The organism is Pseudomonas edaphica (assembly GCF_005863185.1).
GTDB classification, from domain to species: domain Bacteria; phylum Pseudomonadota; class Gammaproteobacteria; order Pseudomonadales; family Pseudomonadaceae; genus Aquipseudomonas; species Aquipseudomonas edaphica.
In genome coordinates, this window is sequence record NZ_VBVZ01000483.1 from 1 (window position 1) to 4,885 (window position 4,885).

The window sequence follows — 4,885 nt, forward strand, 5'->3', positions numbered from 1 at the left end:
GGTGTATGCCGGGCGTGTCGGCACCGGGTTTGATCAGCACGCGCTCAAAGCGATTTACGCCCAGCTCACGCCTTTGGCGCGCAAAACTTCGCCACTGCAAAACCCGCTGACCAGCAGCCAGGCACGCGGCGTGCACTGGGTGGAGCCCGAGCTGGTCGGCGAAGTCAATTTCGCCGAATGGACCCGCGAAGGCGTGGTACGCCAAGCCTCATTCGTGGCGATGCGCAGCGACAAGCCTGTGGCGCAGATCATCCATGAGCAACCGCGCGCGGCCAAATCTCTCAAGCAGGCCTCAGTGCCGAAAAAAGCCGGCAACGGCGTGAACATCACGCACCCCGATCGCGTGATCGATCCACGAAGTGGCACGCAAAAGCAGCAGTTGGCAGACTTTTACGCCAGCATCAGCGAATGGCTCCTGCCGTTTCTGCGCCATCGGCCGGTCTCGCTACTGCGCGCGCCGGATGGCATCGAAGGCGAGCAATTCTTCCAAAAACATGCAGAGCGCCTGGCCATTCCCCATATCAAACAACTGGACCAGAACCTCGACCCTGGCCATGCACGGCTGATGGAAATCGACACCACCAAAGCCCTGCTCGGCGCCGTGCAGATGGGCACCATTGAGCTGCACACCTGGGGCGCGACTGCCGACAAAATCGAAACCCCGGACCGGTTTGTGCTCGATCTCGACCCGGACCCGGCGCTGCCCTGGAAAAGCATGCTGGAGGCCGCGCAATTGACCCTGTCGGTACTGGATGAGTTGGGCCTTGAGGCGTTCGTCAAAACCAGCGGTGGCAAAGGCCTGCACGTGGTCATCCCGCTGGCGCGCCGGGACGGCTGGGAGACAGTAAAGGCCTTTGCCAAGGCCATCGCACAGTTTATGGCACAGCAACTGCCTGAACGCTTTACCGCTACCAGTGGCCCGAAGAACCGCATTGGCAAGATCTTTATCGACTACCTGCGCAATGCCCGCGGCGCGAGTACGGTGGCGGCCTATTCGGTACGGGCACGCCCGGGCCTGCCGGTCTCGGTGCCGGTGAGCAAGGACGAACTGAACGGGTTACGCGGTGCGCAGCAATGGACGGTGGCTAATCTGCATGAGCGTTTGAGCACGCTCAAGGATGACCCCTGGGCCGGTTACGCCAACCGGCAGAAGATCAGCAAGAAGATGTGGGGCAAGCTGGGGGCGCAGCCGCCACAGTGATTGGCATCCAGCGTCCGCCGCCGATACGAAAGCGTCGGGGATCGCTTTGGCCAGGCCCCCAGCAAAGCCAACACAGCAAGCAAACCACCAGCGTTCTTGAATACGGTACCGCGCTTCATGCAAAAACCTCGACGAACAGGGATGGTGTTTGTGTGCCGACATCCCTGTCGTTAAGGCTAACGTTTGGCGGGGGCCATAAATTCCGGCCCGATTGGATCTTTTATCGTGCTGGCAAGAATACGGTCGATATGTGTCAGGTCATCGGCGGTCAGGTGCCAGCCAAACACCTCTTCAAAACCCTTCAATTGTTCCGGGCGGCGCGCGCCCCACAGTGCAATGGTCGGGCCTTGGTCCAACACCCAGCGCATGGCCAGGGCCAGCACCGACTTGCCATGGCATTCGCGCGCATAGCTGTCCAGCGCCGCCACAGCCGCCAGGTATTGCTCGAAACGCGGTGCCTTGAATTTGGGATCAAGCTTGCGCACATCATCCCCGGCAAAGCGGGTGGCCGAGTGCATGCTGCCGGTCAGCAAGCCACGGCACAGCGGGCCATAGGCCAACAGCACCAGCGAGCGCTGGCGGGCATAGGGCAGGATGTCGCTGTCGATGGCGCGCTCGAACAGGTTGTAGGGCGGCTGCACGGTGGCCAGCGCCGTGTGCCGACTGAAGTCGTCCATTTGCGCGCAGGAATAGTTGCTCACGCCAACGGCGAGGATCTTGCCCTCGCGGCGCAGGCGCTCGAGCTCTTCGGCGGTTTCTTCCTGGGCCACCAGCGGGTCGGGCCAGTGCACCTGGTACAGGTCGATATAGTCGGTGTCCAGGCGCACCAAAGAGTCTTCGACTTCTTTGCGGATGCGCCGCGCCGTGGCATTGCGCCGGGTGGTGCCGTCGTCCCATTGCAGGCCGGCCTTGGTGGCAATCACCGCGCTGTGGCGCATGCCGCGCACGGCCTTGCCGATCAGTTCTTCGGACAGCCCAAGGCCATACACCGGCGCAGTGTCGATCAGGTTGATGCCGCAGTTCAATGCATGACGAATGGTCTTGATCGACTGCTCGTTGTCCGCACCGCCCCACAAATGCCCCCCCATGGACCAGGTGCCGAGGGCAATCCGCGAGACGGCCTTGTCGATGCCGGCAATCCGGAGGGTCTCGATGCGCATAAAAAACTCCTCGAAGAGCAAAAATACGTAGGAAAACAATTACTCTAGATCATCCGATGTTGAATAGGGCTCAACGCCCCATGCAACCGAACTCCTAGTAAAGAGGCTTGATATGGCGGCTTTTAATCGTTCCGAATTGGCCGATCTGAATGTGTTCATGGCGATCATCCGGCGCCGCAGTTTTCGCCATGCCGCCCATGAGCTGGGCGTGACCACCTCGGCGCTGAGCCACACCATGCGCAACCTCGAAACGCGCCTGGGGGTCAAGCTGCTGTACCGCACCAGCCGCGCGGTGGAACCGACTGACGCCGGCACCCTGCTGGCGGAAAAACTCACCCAGGGCTTTGCCGTCATCCAGGACGGTCTCGATACCCTGGAGCTGCACCGCGAAGCGCCGATTGGCCGCTTGCGCATCAATGTGCCACGGGATGCAGCCGTGCTGCTGTTGGCGCCGATCCTCGGCGACTTCACCGACGCCTACCCGCAGTTGCGCCTGGACTTGATCGTCGAAGACCACATGCTCGACATCATTGCCGAAGGCTACGACGCGGGTATCCGCTACGGTGCGACCGTGCCACAGGACATGGTCGCGGTGCCGCTGACCGGCGCACTGCGCTGGATCATGGTCGCCTCCCCCGCCTACCTCGCCCGTCGCGGTACACCTCAGGTACCCAAGGACCTGCTGGAGCACGCGTGCATCCGCATGTACCTGGGCGACAAGACCACCTACAAATGGGAGCTGGGCAACGGTGCGCGCCAACAACGCATCGATGTGCCCGGGCACTTCAGTGCGGCCGACACAGAAACCATCGTCAATGCTGCGTTGCAAGGCGTGGGGATTGCCTATTGTTTGTCCGACCGCGTGCAGCAGCAGCTTGCCGAGGGCCGACTGGTGGAAGTCATGCCGGACTGGGCCTGCATGGGCGAACCGCTGTGCATGTACTACCCGAGCCGCCGCCAGTCGCAACCGGGTTTGCGCCAGTTGATGGATATGATCCGGATGAAAACCATCGGTTCGCAGTTAATGGAAACACATTGAACCTGGGCCAGGCAGGTTGGCCTGGAGGGGGCGAAATATAGGGTTACGACTGAATCGGTGGAAGCAGGGAATCAAACCGAAGCGGCTGTTACGTAAGGGAAATGCCTCGTTAGTTCCCACGTCGAGGCGCTATTCCCACACGCACAACGGCAGCCCACTATGAACAGTGTTTCCAATCAGATCATCGCACGCCCTTCATCTGCTCCAACGTTGCCGCTACTGCCGCCGCTTTCAAGGCCAAAACGTGACACCGCGGCCCCGCAGGAAGCGCAGGCTGCCACACGGGCCAATGGAGACAGCGAACTGGCCATGCAATACGCGATCGCCCTGAACCTGGCTGGCCGTCGCACTCATGTTGAAGACTTCGATCACATTGCTCCCCACTCCACCTTTGGCCAATGGTGGAGGCACTTGCATGATGCCTTCCAATCGCCCGATGTTCAGCAGTGGATCAAGGCCTTGGGGGTTGATACCACCTCGATAAAAATCGATCCCAAATCAGGTCAGATTTCCTTTTACCGTGAGCGCTTTCTTGACCCGCTAAGCACATTACACACGCTGGGCCAGGACGACAGCCAGTGGGCTGCCCTGAGCGGGCCTATCCTGCGGGCCGCGAGCGTCATAGATGGCGAATTTCCTTTTGCGCCTCCCGTCAATAGCCCGGACGCACCTGTACCCTGGAAGCTCGTCGGTCGATTTTATCAGGAGCCACAGAACCTGACGCTGTCTGGCATGCTCAAGCGAGCGGACGAAATCAGCCACCAGACGGGTAACTTCAAAACCCTCGATCCAGACCGCTTTGCGGACAAGATCCAGTCGCGCAGCGAAGAAACACTACAGGAACAGAAAGCGGCACTGGGTGATATCCACAACTGGCACCGGGCGGGCGCTGCACTGCAACGCCTGGCGATGGCCCTGGAGGATGGCAGTAAAAAGTTCGAGGAACTCCAGCCCGAACTGGGACAGCCGCTGCCACTGTCTGCAGACAGCACCTACCGGCCAACGGGCACTGGCGCCGCCAACGAAACCAGCCTGCTTCAATTTCTGACGGAGCATGGCATTGACGTCCCCACCAACCCCGAGCAACTGGAAAACCTCTCCAGCGCGCTCCTCACGACACCCCCCAAGGCCGCCCCCCATGGCGACTTGGGCGGCGCGCTGACATGGCCCGAACCACTTGCACGTGACAACCAGACCCAATTAAAGATGGGTATTACCGAAGGAAAATTCGGCGACGTCACATTAAGACCCTTCAAGCATGTCCTGGATTATCTGCTCAACGGTAGATCGATCTCCGCGCAGGAACAGCTGAATCCACGGCAGTTGATCAGCAGCTTGATAAGTTCAGACAGAGGCACCGCACTGGGCAAGGCAATTGAAGCCACATTCGAGGCTCGCTCAGTCAAAGGCAGTGTCACCGACTGGCTGCTGGCGGCCTTGGGCGTGGGGAAATACGACCAAGCCCACAGTGAAACACGTATTGAG

At 60.5% G+C, this 4,885-nt stretch carries 3 protein-coding genes and 1 pseudogene; 3 read left to right on the top strand and 1 reads right to left on the bottom strand.

The annotated features are described in order from the left end of the window. Positions 1-1,201 (top strand): DNA ligase D (gene ligD, locus FEM54_RS24725; protein WP_138453457.1); only part of this gene is annotated, 1,201 nt, incomplete at its 5' end. Positions 1,202-1,377: 176 nt separating this feature from the next. Here the strand turns inward: ligD and FEM54_RS24730 are convergent. After that, entirely contained in the window at positions 1,378-2,361 is a 984-nt protein-coding gene (locus tag FEM54_RS24730) for an aldo/keto reductase (RefSeq protein ID WP_099549847.1), read from the bottom strand. 112 nt (positions 2,362-2,473) lie between these two features. On the opposite strand from FEM54_RS24730, the gene FEM54_RS24735 reads away from it, so the two are divergent. Together FEM54_RS24735 and FEM54_RS24740 are read left to right on the top strand one after the other, a co-directional pair. Then, positions 2,474-3,400 (top strand): LysR family transcriptional regulator, encoded by a 927-nt coding sequence (locus tag FEM54_RS24735; RefSeq protein ID WP_017135525.1) that lies wholly within the window; start codon positions 2,474-2,476, stop codon positions 3,398-3,400. Between the two features lie 159 nt (positions 3,401-3,559). After that, positions 3,560-4,885, top strand: a pseudogene (locus FEM54_RS24740) (hypothetical protein); the annotation flags it as partial.